A 16,381-nucleotide genomic window follows, 5' to 3' on the forward strand; every position below is an offset into this window, starting at 1 on the left:
GCCGGAGCCCGGTCGCTCCGGAACGCTTGCGTGCCGCAACCTCCGGAGGTCCAGGATCACCCCGTACGAGATCATGATCATCCTCAATCCCGACGCGGATGAGGAGCAGCAGCAGGAGATCCTGGAGAGGGTCCAGCAGCTCATCACGGACGGTGGCGGCACCGTCGACCACGTCAACGACTGGGGTCGGCGCAAGATCACCTTCCCCATGGAGAAGCGGCCCGACGGCCGCTACGTGGTCATCACCTGCCAGGGCGAGCCCACGTCCCTGCCCGAGATCGAGCGGGTGCTCTCGATCAACAAGGGGGTCGTCCTGCGCGCCCTCTTCATCCGCCTCAACCACAACGAGGCCGAGCGGGCACGCGCCACCGGCGCCCCCGCACCCGTCGACACCCACCCGGAGCGCGAGGACCGGCCGCAGCGCGGCCGTCCCGGCGGTCGCGGCGGCGGTGGCGGCGGCCGGCGCGGCCCCCGCTAGCCCGACATGCCCGCCGACCTGAACCGCGTCACCCTGGTGGGGCGCCTGACGCGTGATCCGGAGCTGCGCCACACCGGTGGCGGGGACCCGATCTGCTCGATCCGCCTGGCGTGCTCGAGCCGTGGACGCGGCGACGACGGCCAGTGGACCGACAAGCCCAACTACTTCGACGTGACGGTCTTCGGCCGTCAGGCCGAGACCGCCTCGACGTACCTCGCCAAGGGACGGCGGATCGGCGTCGACGGTCGCCTGTCGTGGCGTGAGTGGCAGGCACAGGACGGCAGCAAGCGCCAGTCCGTCGAGGTGATCGCCAACGACGTCTTCTTCCTCGACAGCCGCGGCGACGGCGAGGGCGGCGGCGGTGGCGGTGGGTTCCCGGCGTCGCAGGGATCCGGGTGGAGCCCCGCCCCCGCGGGTGGCGGCGACCTGCCGGTGGACCGCAGCGACATGAAGCCGCAGCCCGCGCGCTCGGACGACGACGACATCCCCTTCTAAGGCAAGGCGAGAGACACCATGCAGGCGATCCTTCTGACTGAGGTCGAGGGGCTCGGCGAAGCCGGGACCGTCGTCAACGTCGCGCGCGGCTACATGCGCAACTTCCTCCTCCCCCGCGGCATGGCCGAGGTGGCGACCCCGGCGCGCATCGCCGAGGTGCAGCGCCGCGAGGAGGCACGCAGGGCCGCGGCGATCCGCGCCGTGGAGCAGTCCAAGGAGCTCGTGGACCTGCTCAGCCGCACCATCCTCACCCTCAAGGCGAAGGCCGGCGACGACGGCCGCCTCTTCGGCTCGATCACCTCCGCCGACGTGGCCACCGCGATCAAGGAGGCCCGCGGCGTGACCGTGGACCGCCGGAGCATCACGGTGGAGCCCCCCATCCGCGCGGTCGGCACCTACTCCGTCCCGATCGAGCTGGCCCCCGGGCTGACGACCGAGGTGAAGACCATCGTCAGCCCGCTGATCGACTGAGCACCGCCCGCCCCGCGGGGCAGAGGAACCCGGTGGCCACGTCGTCGGAGAGCGTCCCGCCCCCGCAGAACGCGGAGGCCGAGGCGATGTTGCTCGCCAGCCTCATGGAGGTCGACGCGTACGTCGCCGAGGCCCAGGGGATGCTCGACGCGGAGGACTTCTACCGCGAGGGGCACCGGGCGGTGTACCGCGCCATCCAGGCGCTGTTCCAGACCGGGGAGCCCGTCGAGCCGATCACGGTGATCGAGCAGCTCACCAAGAACGGCGAGCTCGACGCCGCGGGCGGGCGCGGCGGCGTGCTCGACCTGATGGAGACCCCCTTCATCGCGGCGAGCTACAAGAGCTACGCCGAGATCGTCCGCGACGCCTCGACCCAGCGGCGGCTGCTGCGCGTCGGGCAGGAGATCGAGCGGATGATCGCCCAGCGCGAGGGCGAGACCACGGCGATGCTCCAGGACGCCGAGACGCTCGTCTACGAGCTGTCGCAGAAGGGCGTCCGCGGGGACTTCACCCGCGCCGACAAGCTCGTCATCAAGGGCCTCGAGCGCCTCACCGCGGCCGAGGAGGCCGGCGGCGGCGTGGTCGGCGTGCCCACCGGCTTCATCGACCTCGACAAGGTCGTCGGCGGGCTCCAGGCGGGCAACATGGTCGTCGTCGCCGCCCGCCCCAGCATGGGCAAGACGGCGCTGGCCCTCGGCATCGCCGAGAACGCCGCCCTCACCCAGAACCTCGCCGTCGCCGTGTTCAGCCTCGAGATGAGCGGCGACGAGCTGATCCAGCGCCTCCTGTCGTCGGTCGCGATCGTCGACGCCGGACGCATCCGCGCCGGGCGGCTCGCGCCCGAGGACTGGTCGCGCATCGGCCGCGCCGCCGACCGCCTGTCCGCCGCCCGGCTCTACATCGACGACTCCGAGGGCGTCACCGTCGGCGAGATGCGGACGAAGCTGCGCCGCCTCAAGAGCCGCGACGGCCTCGACCTGCTGATCGTCGACTACATCCAGCTGATGGAGGGCAACCGCGGCCGCAAGGACGAGAACCGCGTCCAGGAGATCTCCGCGATCTCGCGGAACCTGAAGATGCTGGCGCGCGACCTCGAGGTGCCGATCATCTGCGTCTCGCAGCTCAACCGCTCGCCGGACTCCCGCAACGACAAGCGCCCGATGCTGTCGGACCTGCGCGAGTCGGGCGCGATCGAGCAGGACGCCGACCTCGTGCTGATGATCTACCGGGACGACTACTACAACCCGGAGACGTCCGAGGACAAGGGACTCGCCGAGGTGATCGTCGCCAAGAACCGGCACGGGCCCACCGACCGCGTGAAGCTCACGTTCCGCGGCAGCTACGCCAAGTTCGACAACCTGGACCGGGATCACTGATGACGGACCGAGACACCTGATGCCCGCGACCGTCGTCATCGGCGCCCAGTGGGGCGACGAGGGGAAGGGCAAGGTCGTGGACCTCCTCGCGGAGCGCAGCGAGGTCGTCGCCCGCTACCAGGGCGGCAACAACGCCGGCCACACGATCGTGGCGGGCGACGAGGTCTACAAGCTGCACCTCGTCCCCTCGGGGATCCTCTATCCCGGCACGCTCTGCGTGATCGGCAACGGCACCGTGGTCGACCCCGGGGCGCTGTGCGCCGAGATCGACGGGCTGGAGGAGCGCGGCGTCTCGCTCGAGACCCTGCGCATCAGCGGCAACGCGCACCTGATCATGCCGTACCACGTGATGCTCGACGGGGCGTCCGAGATGAAGCTCGGGAAGTTCTCGATCGGGACCACCCGCCGCGGCATCGGGCCCTGCTACCAGGACAAGGCCGCCCGGGTCGGCATCCGCGCGCAGGACCTCCTCGACCCGAAGATCCTCGTCCGCAAGCTCGAGATCGCCCTCGAGGCGAAGAACGAGATCCTCGAGAAGCTCTACGGCCTGCCGCGCCTCGCGCCCGCCGACGTCGCCGAGGACCTGCTCGCCCACGCCGAGCGCCTGCGCCCCTTCATCGCCGACACCGCCCTGATCATCGACCGGGCGCTCCGCGACGGGAAGCGGGTGCTGTTCGAGGGCGCCCAGGGGACGATGCTCGACATCGACCACGGCACCTATCCCTTCGTGACGTCGTCGAACCCCGTCGCCGGCGCCGCCTGCACGGGCACCGGCATCGGCCCGACACGCATCGACAGCGTGCTCGGGGTGACGAAGGCCTACGTCACCCGCGTCGGCGAGGGCCCCTTCCCGACCGAGCTCGACGACGACGCCGGGCGGCACATGCTGGAGCAGGGCAACGAGTTCGGCACCACCACCGGGCGCCAGCGCCGGTGCGGCTGGCTCGACCTGGTGGCGCTGCGGTACGCGGTCCGGCTGTCCGGCATGACCCAGCTGGCCCTGACCAAGCTGGACGTGCTCTCCGGCCTCGACCGGGTGCGGCTGTGCGTGGCGTACCGCGACCGCGACGGCGCGCGCCTCACCGACTTCCCGTACCACCAGACCGTCTTCCACGGTTGCACGCCGGAGTACGAGGAGATGGCGGGCTGGGACGAGGACCTCTCCGGCTGCCGCAGCCTCGAGGACCTGCCGCCGCGGGCGCGCGAGTACGTCGACGCCATCGCGGCCGCCGTCGAGGTGCCCATCACGCTCATCGGCACCGGCCAGGGCCGCCACCAGGTGATCGACCAGGTCGAGGTCTAGGCCGGGACCGCCTCCGGGGTCGCCTCGGCGGGGGCGGGCGCCGGGGACGCCTCCGCCGGGACCTGCTCGTCGGACACCGGCGTCGGCGCCGCGGTCGCGGCGTCCACGGGGGGCCGGGCGGGCGCCTCGGGAGCGGGCACCGGGTCGGGCGGCCGCGGCAGCGGGGCGGGGGCGGGGCGCGCGGCGGTCCGCGTGGTCAGCAGCGCCGGGTCGTCCGACGACGGCGGGGACGCCGGCACGGGCGCGTCCGCGACGGTCCGCGTCGCGACCTCGGCGGGCGGCGTCACGACGGGTGGCGTCCGGATCGGGTCGGAGGGCTGCTCCACCGGCTCCGCCGTCTCGACGGGGTCCACCGGGTCGGCGGGGTCCCGCGGATCGGCCGGGTCGCGGGGACGGGTCGGATCGACCACGACGGGTGGCGCCCCGGTGCCCGGGCCGGGCAGCGTGATGATGCGGCAGCGGCGGATCGCGATCGTCCCGTCGGGCCGGACGACCACGCCGACCGGGAGGTACCCGGGCGGGCAGCGCGTGCCGCCCGTCGCGCCGTCGTCGGCGGGGAGCGGGTCGACCTCCTCGGCCGGGTCGGTCGGGTCGACGGGACCCGGCTCCTCCGTGCCGGGGTCCTCCCCACCGGGGTCCGTGCCGGGGTCCTCTCCACCCGGGTCGGTGCCGGGGTCCTCTCCACCGGGGTCCGTGCCGGGGTCCTCTCCACCCGGGTCGGTGCCGGGGTCCTCTCCACCCGGGTCGGTGCCGGGGTCCTCTCCACCCGGGTCCGTGCCGGGGTCCTCGCCACCGGGGTCGGTGCCGGGGTCCTCTCCACCCGGGTCGGTGCCGGGGTCCTCTCCACCCGGGTCGGTGCCGGGGTCCTCTCCACCCGGGTCCGTCCCGGGGTCCTCCTCACCCGGGTCGGTGCCGGGGTCGGTCGGGTCGGGGTCGGCGGGATCGGGGTCCGTCGCAACGGGCGGATCCTCCGCCGGGACCTGTGCGGCGGGCGGCAGGGGCGCCGGCGCCACCGGGGCCGCGGGGGCCGGGCCGGCGGGGGCCGGGCCGGCCGCCGTCACCACCGGCGGCGCGACCGGGGCGGGCGCGGCGGGCGGCACGGGGACCGGGTCGGGGTCGGGCGCCGGATCCGGGTCGGGGCCGGGCGCCGGGGCCGTGCCGGCCGCGCCCGGGCCACCACCCGCCGGGGCCCCGCCGCCCGCCTCGGGTGCCGCGGGGGGATCGACGTCGTCCCCGGGCGTGTACGCGGCGGCCGCGGTGAACGGCGCGGCCGTCGTGCCCGCCACCGGGGCGGCGGCGGTGACGAGACCCGTCGTGCGGGCCGCCGGCGCGGGCGCGGAGGGGTCGGCCGCGCCCGCGACCGGGGCGGCGTCGGCGACCGGTCCCTCGCCGTCGGGGGCGAAGGGGCCGACGCCCGCCAGGGTCACGGCGACCGTGGCGATGACGCCCATGGCGCAGACCCCGGCGGCGGCGATGCCGCCCATCGCGGTCGCGCCGAAGCCGGTGGCCGCGCCGATGCCCACGCCGGCGCCGGCGCCCACGCCCGCTCCCGTCCCGACGCCGCCCGACGACCCGCCCGGGGACGAGCCGGCGCCGCCGGCGCCGGCGGCGAGCGCGCCCGAGCCGGCCGCGGCCGCCGTCTCCGCGCCGAACAGGATGCCGCGCAGGATCTCCGCGGCCGCCGCGGCGGGGAGCACCGGCCACCAGGCGGCGAGCCGGCGGCGGCGCTCCTCCTGCGCGGCGGCGAACGCGGTGCACGGCTCGCACCCGCGCAGGTGGGCCCGGATCGCGCGGGCCCGCAGGGTGCGGCGGTCCCCCTCGCCGATGCGGCGGCGGACGTCCGGACAGCCCAGGTCGCGACCCGCCGAGAACTCGACGAGGCTCGTGCGGGCCTCGTGCAGCAGGTTGCGGGCGGCGCCCTCGTCGGTCCCGAGCACGCCGGCGACGGCGGAGTACGACAACCCGTTCAGCTCGTGCAGCACCAGCGCCGAGCGCTGCCGCAGCGGGAGCGCCGCGATGTCGCTGCGCAGCTCCCGGATCCGCTCACGCGCCTCCACCGCCTCGTGCACCGCGCCCGCGACGGGGTCGTCGCGCTCGGTCAGCTCCTCGACGCGGGGCCGGGCCCGCAGCAGGTCCATGCACTCGTTGTGGGCGATGCGCAGCAGCCACGGCGTGAGGGGCCCCCGCGGCGGCCGGCCCGCCGAGAGCGCCCGGTACGCCGACAGCATCGTGAGCTGGAAGGCCTCCTCGGCGTCCTGCGCGTGCCGGGTGATCGCGGTGCAGTACCGGAACACCTGGCCGCGGTGGCGCTCGTAGACCACCTCGAAGGCGCGCTCGTCCCCCGCCGCGACGAGCGCGGCGAGCGCGGTGTCGCCGAGGAACGCGATCGACCCGGACCCCGGGCGGAGTGCCGGGGGGCGCGAGCCGGGGGAGACCGATGTCGCCATCGCGAGCCTTCCACTGCAGGACGGGGGGCTCGTGTATACCGCGGTCTCGGAGCGGCGCGGGACAGCGAACCTGACGAAAGCTCACGACGTCCGGTGCCCGTCCCGAAAGACCCCCCGATCGGGCGGCTACGTCCGAGGGGCCCGGGCGCCGGCAGCGACCCGCACGACGGTCCGCACGGCGCGTCCCGCCCCGGATCTCAGGCGGCGGAGACCAGCCGCAACCGGGGCACGGGACGTGCCGAGGGGGACCGGCCGGAGGCGCGCGCCGCGAGCACCCGCTCGAGGGCGGCGACGGCCCACGGGGCGAACTGGCGTCCCGACTCCGCGCGGCACTCCTCGAGCGCCCCGTCGGTCGTGAGCGGCTCACCCGACCAGGACCGGTGGGTCATGGCGTCCCACGAGTCGGCGAGGCAGAGGATCGCGGCGCCGTCGGGGATCTCGTGCTCGATCAGCCCGTCGGGGTAGCCCCGGCCGTCCCACCGCTCGTGGTGGTGGCGGATCCAGCCGGCCTGGCGGCGCGTCAGCACCGGCGCGACGGCGTCGGCCCCGACCCCGGCGTGGGCCTTCACGATCTCGAACTCGGTCGGCGTGAGGGCGCGCGGGCTCAGCAGGACCGACTCGGGGACGCACGACTTGCCGACGTCGTGGACGTGCCCGGCGTCACGCAGGTCGTCGACCCGGCGGCGGATCCAGCCGAGCTCGGCCGCGATGTCGGCCGCGACCTCGGCGACGCGCTCCGAGTGGCCCGTCGTGCAGGGGTCGAGGGAGTCGATGGCCCGGGCCGTGCGCCGCAACGCGATGAGACCCTGCCATCTCGCGAGGCCCGTGGCCGGGTCCGCGGTGAGTGAGGTGGGGAACCAATCGATCATGCACAGGAGACCTGCGTCCCCACCGGAACGTCGGATCTACTTGCGGAAATATTTCCGGGCGCCCTCCGGGGAGGGCCGGATCAGCGCGGCGGGGTGTCCTCGACCACCTCGTGGACGCCGCCGTTGGTGAGGTCCACGATCGCCCCGCGGATCGCGTCGCGGTGGGGCAGCTCCGGCGCCATGCGGGCGCGGCGGATCTGGGCGCGGACGCTGTCCTCCAGGTCCACGAAGCCCCCGGCGCGCCACTCCGGGACGTGCCCGGTGTCGGCGGCGATCGCCTCGGCGAAGGCGTGGTCGTCGAGGCCGTGCAGGCCGCACTCGGTGTGCTGCAGGATCAGGACCTCGCGCGTGCCCAGCATCCGCTGCGACACCGCCAGGGAGCGCAGGGCCGCGTCGTCGACGAGGCCGCCGGCGTTGCGGATGACGTGGACCTGGCCGTTGCCGAGCCCGAGGATCGAGAACAGGTCGAGCCGCGCGTCCATGCACGCCACCACCGCGAGGTGCAGCGAGGGACGGTTGTCGAGGGCGCTCGGCGGGTTGCGGCTGCCGTGGAACAGCAGCGCGTCGACCACCGACGGCCGGCGCTCCCCGCTCACGTCGACATCAGCGCCACGAGCGCGAGGGTCCAGATGGCGATGATCGCGAGGGCCGCGGGCCACCCGCCGGAGAGGACGATCGCGACGACGGCCGTCGCGAGGACCGCGCCGCCGACCACGATCCACGTCACCCAGCGGATCTCGCCGGCGGCGGCGCGCTCGAAGTCGGTGACCGGGGGCTCCCGGGGCGTCAGGGCGGTGCCCCCGCCCGTGGCCTCGATGTAGGAGTCGAGGGCCCGCATCACCTCGCCCGCGGCCTGCTGGCGGTCGGGCGCCCCCGCCAGCTCGGCGAGGGCCTCCTCGAGGAGCGCGCGGTGGGCCTCGCGGTCGGCCCGGGACAAGGGTCTGCGTGGCTCGGCCATCGCGCCGGATGGTAGTGGAGGGCGGGGACGATCGGCCAACGTCAGGCGCCGCCGGACGACCGCGCGGTGTGCGAGAGTGCACCGGTGAGTCGCACGGTGCTGGTCGTCGGAGGCGGAGGGCGCGAGCACGCCCTCGTGAGGGCGCTTGCCCGGTCGCCCGAACGACCCCGGATACTGTGCGCGGGCGGCAACGCCGGCATCGCCCGCGACGCCGAGCTGATCCCCCTGAACCTGGACGACGTGCGCGGCGTCGCCGCCCTCGCGCCCGCCCTCGGCGTCGACCTCGTGGTCGTCGGGCCCGAGGCCCCCCTCGTGGCCGGCATCTGCGACGCGCTGCGGGCCGCGGGCGTGCGCGCCTTCGGCCCCTCCGCCGCCGCCGCGCGCCTCGAGGGCAGCAAGGCGTTCGCCAAGGAGGTCATGGAGGCCGCGGGCGTCCCGACCGCGCGGTCGGTCACCGTCACCGACCTCGACGCCGGCCTCGCCGCCGTCGCCTCCCTCGGCCTGCCCGTCGCGATCAAGGCCGACGGCCTCGCCGCCGGCAAGGGCGTCGTCGTCGCCACGACGGAGGCGCAGGCCCGCGAGGCGCTGCAGGCATGCCTCGTCGACGCGGCCTTCGGCGCGGCCGGCCGGGTCGTCGTCGTCGAGGAGGGCATGACCGGCCCCGAGGTGTCGCTGCTCGCGATCACCGACGGCCGCGCCGTCGCCCGGTTCCCCGCCGCCCGCGACTACAAGCCGATCGGCGAGGGGAACACGGGGCCGAACACCGGCGGGATGGGCTCCGTGTCGCCGGTGCCCGACATCCCCGACGCGCTCGCCGACGAGCTCGTCGACGCGGTCCACCGCCCCGTGATCGCCGAGATGGAGCGCCGCGGGACGCCCTTCCAGGGCGTCCTCTACGCCGGGATCATGATGACCCCCGACGGCCCGCGGGTGCTCGAGTTCAACACCCGCTTCGGCGACCCCGAGACGCAGGCCCTGCTGCCCCGCCTCGAGGACGACGCGCTGGACCTGCTCACCTCCGCCGCGGCCGGCGGGCTCGCCGACGGCCCCGTCCGTGTCAACGACGGCGCCGCCGTCGCCGTGGTGCTCGCCGCGCACGGGTACCCCGGCACCCCCCGCCAGGGGGACGTGATCTCCGGCCTCGACGCGGCCGCCGAGACGGGCGCGGAGGTGTACCACGCCGGCACGACGTTCGGCGAGGGCGGCGCGGTGGTCACGGCGGGCGGCCGGGTGCTGGCCGTGAGCGCCCGCGGCGACTCGGTCGCCGACGCCCGCGCCCGCGCGTACGCCGCGGCCGACCTCATCACGTTCGACGGCCGCCAGATGCGCGGCGACATCGCCTCCGGAATGGACGACACCACCACGTGATCCCCCGTTACTCGCGCCCGGCCATGAACGCCCTCTGGACCGAGGAGGCCAAGCTCGCGCGCTGGCTGGAGGTGGAGCTCGCCGTCTGCCGGGCGTGGGCGGCGGCCGAGGTGATCCCCGCGGCCGACCTCGCCGAGATCGAGGCGAAGGCCGGGTTCTCGGTGGAGCGCACCCAGGAGCTGGAGCGCGTCACCAACCACGACGTCGTCGCGTTCCTCACCGACGTCAACGAGCGCGTCGGCCCGGCGTCGCGGTGGATCCACTACGGCATGACGTCGTCGGACGTCCTCGACACCGGCCTCGCCCTCGCCATCCGGCGGTCGGGCGAGCTGCTGCTCGCCGGGCAGGCGGCGCTCACCGCCACCCTCCGCGACCTGGCGCTGGAGCACCGGGACACCCTGTGCGTCGGGCGCACCCACGGCATCCACGCGGAGCCCACGACCTTCGGCCTGAAGCTCGCCGGGCACGCCCTGGAGAGCCGCCGCAACGAGGAGCGCCTGCGCGACGCGCTCGCCGGCGCGTCGGTCGGGACCCTGTCCGGCGCCGTCGGGACCTACGCGATGCTGGAGCCCGCCATCGAGGCCGCGGTGCTCGCCGAGCTCGGCATCGGCGGCGAGCCGATCCCCACCCAGGTCGTCGCCCGCGACCGCCACGCGCAGCTCGTCTGCACGATGGCCGTCGCCGCCTCCTCGCTCGACCGCCTCGCCACCGAGCTGCGCCACCTGCAGCGGACCGAGCTGCGCGAGGCCGAGGAGGCCTTCACGGTGGGGCAGAAGGGCTCGTCCGCGATGCCCCACAAGCGCAACCCGATCACGGCGGAGCGCATCTCCGGCATCGCCCGCGTCGTCCGGGGCCACGCCGTCGCCGCCCTCGAGGACGTCGCCCTCTGGCACGAGCGCGACATCTCCCACTCCTCGGTCGAGCGGATCATCCTCCCCGACGCGTTCCTCGCCCTCGACTACATGCTCCACAAGGCGCGGACGCTGATGGAGGGCCTGGTCGTCCGCGAGGACCGGATGCGCGCCGTGCTCGAGTCGTCGCACGGGCTCGTGTTCTCCCAGCGTGTGCTGCTCGGCCTGGTCGAGCGGGGCCTGACCCGCGAGGAGGCGTACGCGCTGGTGCAGCGCAACGCCCTGCGGGCCTGGGACGAGGAGCGCCCCCTCGGCGACCTCCTCGCCGAGGACGACGAGGTCACCGCGGTCATCCCGGCGGCCGAGGTGGCGGCGCTGCTCGACCCGGCGTGGTACACCCGGCACGTCCCCGAGCTGATGGAGAGGGTGGCCGGTCTGTGATCGACGCGGGAGCGGTGTCGGACTACCCGCTCCTCCTCGAGGGCAAGGTGCGCCAGGTCCGCGAGGTGGACGACGCCCGGCTGCTGATCGTCGCGACCGACCGCATCTCGGCGTACGACTGGATCATGCCGACGCCGATCCCCGGCAAGGGCGCCATCCTCACGGCGCTGTCGGCCTTCTGGTTCGCGCGGACGCGGGACATCGTCCCCAACCACCTGATCGAGCTGGTCGGCGACCGGGCGATGCTCGTCACGCGCCTGCGGATGCTCCCCGTCGAGTGCGTCGCCCGCGGCTACCTCGCGGGGTCCGGCTGGGCCGACTACCAGGCGACCGGCGCGGTCTGCGGCCACCCGCTCCCGCCCGGCCTCCGGCTCGGCGACCGGCTGCCGGAGCCGATCTTCACGCCCGCGACGAAGGCGACCGAGGGCCACGACGAGAACATCAGCCGGGCCCGGGCCGCCGAGCTCACCGGCGAGGGGTTGCTCGCCGAGGCGGAGCGGATCACGCTGGAGCTCTACCGCCGCGCGTCGGAGCGGTGCGCGGCGGCCGGGATCATCCTGGCCGACACCAAGTTCGAGCTCGGCGTCGACGCGGGGGGGCGCCTCGTGCTCGGCGACGAGGCCCTCACCCCCGACTCGTCGCGCTTCTGGCCCGCCGACCGGTGGGAGCCGGGCACGAGCCCGCCCTCGTTCGACAAGCAGTACCTGCGCGACTGGCTGGACCGGATCGGCTGGGACCACGCGTCACCGCCGCCGGAGCTCCCGGCCGAGGTGGTGGAGGGGACGCGTGCCCGGTACATCGAGGCGCATCAGCGCATCACGGAGGTGGTTGGGTGACCCAGGTCGTCGTGACGGTCATGCCGAAGGCGGGGGTGCTCGACCCGCAGGGCCAGGCCGTCGCCGGCGCGCTCGCGCAGCTCGGCTTCGGCGGGGTCGGCGAGGTGCGGATCGGCAAGCGCATCGAGCTCGAGATCGCGGGGGACGACCCGGCCGGTCAGGCGCGCGCGATGTGCGAGCAGCTCCTCGCGAACGCCCTGATCGAGGACTACGCGGTGGAGGTCCCGTGACGACCACGGTCGCCGTCGTCCGCTTCCCCGGGTCGCTCGACCACGACAGCGCCGCCGTCGCCGTGGAGGGCCTCGGCGCCCGCGCGGTGCCCGCCTGGCACGCCGACGACGCCCTCCCGGAGGGCACCGACGCCGTGCTGCTGCCCGGCGGCTTCTCGTACGGCGACCACCTGCGGTGCGGCGCCATCGCGAGCCGCTCCCCGATCATGGCCGCCGTCCGCCGCCACGCCGACGCCGGTGGCCGCGTCGTCGGGATCTGCAACGGCTTCCAGGTGCTCTGCGAGGCCGGGCTCCTGCCGGGGGCGCTGCGCCGCAACGCCACGCTCTCGTTCGTGTGCCGGCAGATGGAGCTCGAGGTCGCCGACGACGGCACGCCCTGGACGGGCGGGCTGGAGGGCGGCGCGACGCTGTCGATCCCCGTCAAGAACAACGAGGGCGCCTGGTACGGCGACCCGGACAGCGCGCGCGTCGTGCTGCGGTACCGCGAGGACCTGCTCGGCTCGGTCGACCGCGTCGCGGGCGTGACGAACGCCGCCGGCAACGTGATGGGCCTGATGCCCCACCCGGAGGAGGCCTGCGACCCCCTGCTCGGATCCGTCGACGGGCGCCTGGTGCTCGGGGGGCTGCTGGCGTGAGCACTCGCGACCTCCCCCGCCACCGCCAGCTCGGGCTCACCGACGACGAGGCCGCCCGCATCCCGGAGCTGCTCGGGCGCACGCCGACCGACCCCGAGCTCGTCATGTTCAGCCTCATGTGGAGCGAGCACTGCTCGTACAAGCACAGCCGCCCCCTCCTGTCGGGCTTCCCGACGACGGGGCCGCGGGTGCTGCAGGGCCCCGGCGAGAACGCCGGCGTCATCGACGTCGGCGACGGCATCGCCGTGGCGCTGAAGATCGAGAGCCACAACCACCCCTCCGCGGTGGAGCCGTTCGAGGGCGCCGCGACCGGCGTCGGCGGCATCGTCCGCGACATCATCGCGATGGGCGCCCGCCCGATCGCGCTGCTCGACAGCCTCCGCTTCGGCGAGCTGACCAGCGCCCGCAGCCGCCACCTGTTCACCCGCGCCGTCGCCGGCATCGGGCACTACGGCAACTGCATCGGGGTGCCGACCGTCGGCGGCGAGGTGGTCTTCGACGACCGCTACGAGGAGTCGTGCCTCGTCAACGCCATGTGCGTCGGGATCGTCGAGGGGCCGATGCTGCGGGCCGCCGCGTCGGGTCCCGGCAACGCCCTGGTGCTGATCGGCAACCGCACCGGCGCCGACGGCATCGGCGGCGCCAGCGTCCTCGCCTCGGCCGAGCTCGACGACGAGGACAAGCGCCCGTCCGTGCAGGTGAGCGACCCGTTCACGGAGCGCAAGCTCATGGACTGCTGCCTCGAGCTGGCCGCCGCGGGCGCCTTCGTGGCCCTGCAGGACCTCGGGGCCGCGGGCCTCACCAGCGCCGCGAGCGAGATGGCCGCCAAGGGCCGCCTCGGGCTCGACATCGACCTGGACCTGGTGCCGCTCCGCGAGGAGCTGCAGGCCGCCGAGATCCTCGTGTCGGAGAGCCAGGAGCGGATGCTCGCCGTCGTCGAGCCCGGGCGCGTCGACGAGGTCGTCGCCGTCTGCCGCCGCTGGGACCTCGACGCCACCGCGATCGGCTCGGTGACGGAGGGCGAGAACCTCGTCGCCCGCCACCGCGGCGAGGTCGTCGTCGACCTCCCCGCGCGCCTCCTCGCCGACGAGGCCCCCGTCTACGAGGTGCCGCGGACCCCCGCCGCGCCCCCGCCGCCGCTCGACCGCTCCGCCCTGCCGGAGCCGGCGGACCTGGCGGCGGCGTGGCTCGACCTGCTGGCCCGGCCGAACATCGCGAGCAAGCGCTGGGTGTACGAGCGCTACGACCACCTCGTCGGCGCCAACACGATCCGCCGGCCCGGCGGCGACGCCGCCGTGGTGCGGCTGCCCGGCTCGGACCGGGCGATCGCCCTGACCACCGACTGCGCCGAGCGCCACTGCGAGCGCGACCCGCGCGGCGGCGGCCGGGCGTCGGTGCTGGAGGCCGCCCGCAACCTCGCGTGCGTCGGGGCGCGGCCCGTGGCGGCGACCGACTGCCTCAACTTCCCGAACCCCGAGAAGGGCTCGACGGGGTGGCGCCTGGCGGAGGCCATCGCCGGGATGTCGGAGGCCCTCGTCGCGCTGGAGGTCCCGGTCGTCAGCGGCAACGTGTCGCTCTACAATGAGTCCGCGACCCGGGCCATCCTGCCGACCCCCGTCGTGGGGATGATGGGCCTCCTGGAGCGCGCCGACAGCAGTGTCGGACAGGGATTCGGCGACGAGGGCGATGTCATCCTGCTGATCGGGGATGATGGGTCCCTCGACGCGAGCGAGTACGTCGGGGGTGCGGGCGGCGCGCCGCCTGACATCGATGTCGGTCGGGAGGTCGCGGGTATCGGGATCGTGCTGAGGGCGGCGGAGGAGGGCCTCCTGACGAGCGCCCACGACGTGTCGGCGGGCGGACTCGCCGTCGCGCTGGCCGAGAGCGCCCTGATCGGCGGCGTGGGCGCCGCGGTCGACCTGCCGTCCGGCGCCCGCGACGACGAGGTCGCGTTCGGCGAGGGCGGCGGCCGCATGATCGTCACCGTCCGCTCGTCCGAGGACGCCGACCGCGTGGCGATGATGGGCCGCGACACCGTGGCGGTCACCCGCATCGGGCGCGTCGGCGGCGACGCCGTCACGCTGCGCATCGGCGGCCGCCCCGCCACGATCGACCTGGCCGCGGCACGCGCGGCACACGAGGGAACCCTGCCGGAGGCGCTGGCATGAGCGACGCGGAGCGACCCCTGGACGACGACACCCCCAAGGAGGAGTGCGGCGTCTTCGCCGTCGCCGCCCCGCCGGGGCGCGACGTCTCGCGGATCACGTACTACGCGCTCCACGCCCTGCAGCACCGCGGCCAGGAGAGCGCCGGCATCGCCGCCCGCGACGGCGCCAACGTCACGATCCAGCGGGACCTCGGCCTCGTGACCACCGTGTTCGACGAGACGTCGCTGCGGAGCCTCACCGGCGACGCCGCCATCGGCCACGTGCGCTACTCGACCACCGGCGCCAACAAGTGGGACAACGCCCAGCCCGTGGCGCAGACCCGCGGCGACGACATCGTCGCCCTCGGCCACAACGGCAACCTCACCAACACCGGCGAGCTGCGGACCGAGATGGAGGCGGCGGGCGCCGACCTGCGCGCCAGCACCGACTCGGAGATCATCGCGGCGCTGATCGCCGCCGAGGAGGGCAGCCTGCTCCGCGCCGTCTGCGCGGTCATGCCGCGCCTCGTCGGCGCCTACTCCGTCGTCGTGATCTCCGGCAGCGAGCTCGTCGCGTTCCGCGACGCCCACGGCGTGCGCCCCCTGGTGCTCGGGCGGCTCGACGAGGGCGGCTGGTGCGTCGCCTCCGAGACCTGCGCCCTCGACCAGATCGGCGCCCGGTTCGAGCGCGACGTCCGCCCCGGCGAGGCCCTGCGCCTCAGCGCCGGCGGCATCGAGAGCCGCCAGGCCCTCCCCTCCGCCGGCGGGCGGACCTGCGTCTTCGAGCACATCTACTTCGCGCGGCCCGACAGCCGCATGGAGGGCACCACGATGTGGGAGTCGCGCAGCGCGATGGGCGCCGAGCTCGCCCGCGAGAGCGGCGTCGACGCGGACCTCGTCGTCGGGCTCCCCGACAGCGGCACCCCCGCCGCCATCGGGTACGCCCAGGAGTCGGGGATCCCGTACTCCGAGGCCGTGGTGCGCAACCGCTACGTCGGGCGCAGCTTCATCCAGCCCGACCAGGCGATGCGCCAGCACGGCATCCGGCTGAAGTTCAACCCGCTGCCGTCGGTGATCGCCGGCAAGCGCCTCGTCGTCGTCGACGACTCGATCGTGCGCGGCAACACCACCCAGCGGATCGTCCAGATGCTGCTCGACGCCGGCGCCGCCGAGGTGCACATGCGGATCTCGAGCCCCCCGATCCTCTGGCCCTGCTTCTACGGCATCGACATGGCCGACCGGGCGGAGCTCGTCGCCGTCGGCCGCAGCGTCGAGGAGATCGCGGACCTCACCGGCGCGCACAGCCTCGCGTACCTGACCCTCGACGGCCTGCAGCGCGCCCTCGGGAAGCCGGCGTCGGGGTTCTGCCGGGCGTGCTTCACCGGCGAGTACCCCATCGCGATCCCCGACTCGTCGCTGAAGCTGCGCTTCGAGCCCGGTGAGCGGGAGCCCGCCGCCGCCTGAGCGCCCCGGGATC

Annotated in this window: 16 protein-coding genes; 12 read left to right on the forward strand and 4 right to left on the reverse strand. The window is 75.0% G+C overall.

The window, feature by feature from the left end; genetic code table 11:
- Positions 1–73 precede the first annotated feature (73 nt).
- From rpsF to IU369_RS17685, 5 genes are read left to right on the forward strand one after another with little or no spacing between them, the layout of a single operon-like run.
- Positions 74–478, forward strand: coding sequence for a 30S ribosomal protein S6 (gene rpsF / locus IU369_RS17665; RefSeq protein ID WP_217922298.1), 405 nt, complete (start codon positions 74–76; stop codon positions 476–478).
- Positions 479–484: 6 nt separating this feature from the next.
- Positions 485–973 (forward strand): single-stranded DNA-binding protein, encoded by a 489-nt coding sequence (locus tag IU369_RS17670; protein WP_217922299.1) that lies wholly within the window; start codon positions 485–487, stop codon positions 971–973.
- An 18-nt stretch (positions 974–991) separates the two neighbouring features.
- Positions 992–1,444 (forward strand): 50S ribosomal protein L9, encoded by a 453-nt coding sequence (gene rplI, locus IU369_RS17675; RefSeq protein ID WP_217922300.1) that lies wholly within the window; start codon positions 992–994, stop codon positions 1,442–1,444.
- 32 nt (positions 1,445–1,476) lie between these two features.
- Positions 1,477–2,820 (forward strand): replicative DNA helicase, encoded by a 1,344-nt coding sequence (dnaB, locus tag IU369_RS17680; RefSeq protein ID WP_217922301.1) that lies wholly within the window; start codon positions 1,477–1,479, stop codon positions 2,818–2,820.
- A 19-nt stretch (positions 2,821–2,839) separates the two neighbouring features.
- Positions 2,840–4,123 carry an adenylosuccinate synthase gene (locus IU369_RS17685; RefSeq protein WP_217922302.1) on the forward strand — a complete coding sequence of 428 codons (1,284 nt, stop codon included), beginning with the start codon at positions 2,840–2,842 and terminating at the stop codon, positions 4,121–4,123.
- Here the strand turns inward: IU369_RS17685 and IU369_RS23675 are convergent.
- The 4 genes from IU369_RS23675 to IU369_RS17705 form a co-directional block, all read right to left on the reverse strand.
- Positions 4,120–6,570, reverse strand: coding sequence for a sigma-70 family RNA polymerase sigma factor (locus tag IU369_RS23675; protein WP_217922303.1), 2,451 nt, complete (start codon positions 6,568–6,570; stop codon positions 4,120–4,122). The genes IU369_RS17685 and IU369_RS23675 overlap by 4 nt on opposite strands.
- 197 nt (positions 6,571–6,767) lie before the next feature.
- A complete protein-coding gene (locus IU369_RS17695) occupies positions 6,768–7,439 on the reverse strand; it encodes an HD-GYP domain-containing protein (RefSeq protein ID WP_217922304.1) in 672 nt (223 codons plus the stop codon).
- Between the two features lie 80 nt (positions 7,440–7,519).
- Positions 7,520–8,035: a beta-class carbonic anhydrase gene (locus IU369_RS17700; protein WP_217922305.1), complete on the reverse strand. Its 516-nt coding sequence runs from the start codon at positions 8,033–8,035 to the stop codon at positions 7,520–7,522.
- Positions 8,032–8,397 (reverse strand): hypothetical protein, encoded by a 366-nt coding sequence (locus tag IU369_RS17705; protein WP_217922306.1) that lies wholly within the window; start codon positions 8,395–8,397, stop codon positions 8,032–8,034. The genes IU369_RS17700 and IU369_RS17705 overlap by 4 nt, the downstream gene beginning before the upstream one ends.
- An 84-nt stretch (positions 8,398–8,481) precedes the next feature.
- On the opposite strand from IU369_RS17705, the gene purD reads away from it, so the two are divergent.
- From purD to purF, 7 genes are read left to right on the forward strand one after another with little or no spacing between them, the layout of a single operon-like run.
- Positions 8,482–9,765 (forward strand): phosphoribosylamine--glycine ligase, encoded by a 1,284-nt coding sequence (gene purD / locus IU369_RS17710; RefSeq protein WP_246551306.1) that lies wholly within the window; start codon positions 8,482–8,484, stop codon positions 9,763–9,765.
- On the forward strand, positions 9,762–11,057 hold the full coding sequence (gene purB, locus IU369_RS17715; protein WP_281426200.1) for an adenylosuccinate lyase: 1,296 nt from the start codon (positions 9,762–9,764) through the stop codon (positions 11,055–11,057). Before purD ends, purB begins: the two co-directional genes overlap by 4 nt.
- Complete coding sequence (locus IU369_RS17720; RefSeq protein ID WP_343233257.1) at positions 11,057–11,893, forward strand: phosphoribosylaminoimidazolesuccinocarboxamide synthase; 837 nt, start codon at positions 11,057–11,059, stop codon at positions 11,891–11,893. The genes purB and IU369_RS17720 overlap by 1 nt, the downstream gene beginning before the upstream one ends.
- Entirely contained in the window at positions 11,890–12,123 is a 234-nt protein-coding gene (purS, locus tag IU369_RS17725) for a phosphoribosylformylglycinamidine synthase subunit PurS (RefSeq protein WP_217922309.1), read from the forward strand. The genes IU369_RS17720 and purS overlap by 4 nt, the downstream gene beginning before the upstream one ends.
- Entirely contained in the window at positions 12,120–12,758 is a 639-nt protein-coding gene (purQ, locus tag IU369_RS17730) for a phosphoribosylformylglycinamidine synthase subunit PurQ (protein ID WP_217922310.1), read from the forward strand. The genes purS and purQ overlap by 4 nt, the downstream gene beginning before the upstream one ends.
- A complete protein-coding gene (gene purL / locus IU369_RS17735) occupies positions 12,755–14,926 on the forward strand; it encodes a phosphoribosylformylglycinamidine synthase subunit PurL (RefSeq protein WP_217922311.1) in 2,172 nt (723 codons plus the stop codon). The genes purQ and purL overlap by 4 nt, the downstream gene beginning before the upstream one ends.
- Positions 14,923–16,368, forward strand: coding sequence for an amidophosphoribosyltransferase (gene purF, locus IU369_RS17740; protein WP_217922312.1), 1,446 nt, complete (start codon positions 14,923–14,925; stop codon positions 16,366–16,368). The genes purL and purF overlap by 4 nt, the downstream gene beginning before the upstream one ends.
- The last annotated feature ends 13 nt before the right edge of the window (positions 16,369–16,381 follow it).

This window comes from Miltoncostaea oceani, from assembly GCF_018141545.1.
GTDB classification, from domain to species: domain Bacteria; phylum Actinomycetota; class Thermoleophilia; order Miltoncostaeales; family Miltoncostaeaceae; genus Miltoncostaea; species Miltoncostaea oceani.

Coding starts and splice junctions, on each gene's coding strand:
- IU369_RS17685 (WP_217922302.1), top strand. CDS start 2,840: ATGCCCGCGACCGTCGTCATCGGCGCCCAGTGGGGCGACGAGGGGAAG.
- IU369_RS23675 (WP_217922303.1), bottom strand. CDS start 6,570: ATGGCGACATCGGTCTCCCCCGGCTCGCGCCCCCCGGCACTCCGCCCG.
- rplI (WP_217922300.1), top strand. CDS start 992: ATGCAGGCGATCCTTCTGACTGAGGTCGAGGGGCTCGGCGAAGCCGGG.
- IU369_RS17695 (WP_217922304.1), bottom strand. CDS start 7,439: ATGATCGATTGGTTCCCCACCTCACTCACCGCGGACCCGGCCACGGGC.
- IU369_RS17705 (WP_217922306.1), bottom strand. CDS start 8,397: ATGGCCGAGCCACGCAGACCCTTGTCCCGGGCCGACCGCGAGGCCCAC.
- rpsF (WP_217922298.1), top strand. CDS start 74: ATGATCATCCTCAATCCCGACGCGGATGAGGAGCAGCAGCAGGAGATC.
- purF (WP_217922312.1), top strand. CDS start 14,923: ATGAGCGACGCGGAGCGACCCCTGGACGACGACACCCCCAAGGAGGAG.
- IU369_RS17670 (WP_217922299.1), top strand. CDS start 485: ATGCCCGCCGACCTGAACCGCGTCACCCTGGTGGGGCGCCTGACGCGT.